Raw genomic sequence first — 339 nt, 5'->3', positions numbered from 1 at the left:
TCGCATCTGGATCCATCTGAACCGAATTCGCAAAAAGCAAATGGAAGAAAAGATCGGAACGGGGCATTCGTTGCATGACGTCGTCAGCCTGCAGCTTTTTTCCTCGCATCTGAACCAATCTGAGCCCCATTCGAATCATGTAAATAGAAGAAAGACCAGAACGCACGGCGCCAAACTGCCCCTCCTCATCCACCACCAAAAGGACTTGCCTTCTGCTTTGCAGAATCAAGTGGCTTTTGGTCCCCCGCCTTGGTAAGGCGGAACGGCATTCGCCGTCACTAAGGCAAAAAGACCGTAACGTGAGCCCTGAACCGAACGTAGACACGAATTCGGTTCAGG

The 339-nt window shown here is 51.3% G+C and carries 1 protein-coding gene; it reads right to left on the bottom strand.

Annotation, left to right across the window (positions count from 1 at the left end):
- Positions 1-199: hypothetical protein (locus DW817_RS10725; protein ID WP_207802123.1), on the bottom strand; the 199-nt coding region annotated here is incomplete at its 3' end.
- Positions 200-339 lie beyond the last annotated feature (140 nt).

This window comes from Acidaminococcus sp. AM33-14BH, from assembly GCF_003603525.1.
GTDB classification, from domain to species: Bacteria; Bacillota; Negativicutes; order Acidaminococcales; family Acidaminococcaceae; genus Acidaminococcus; species Acidaminococcus intestini.
This window is presented reverse-complemented; position numbering and strand designations above follow the sequence as displayed.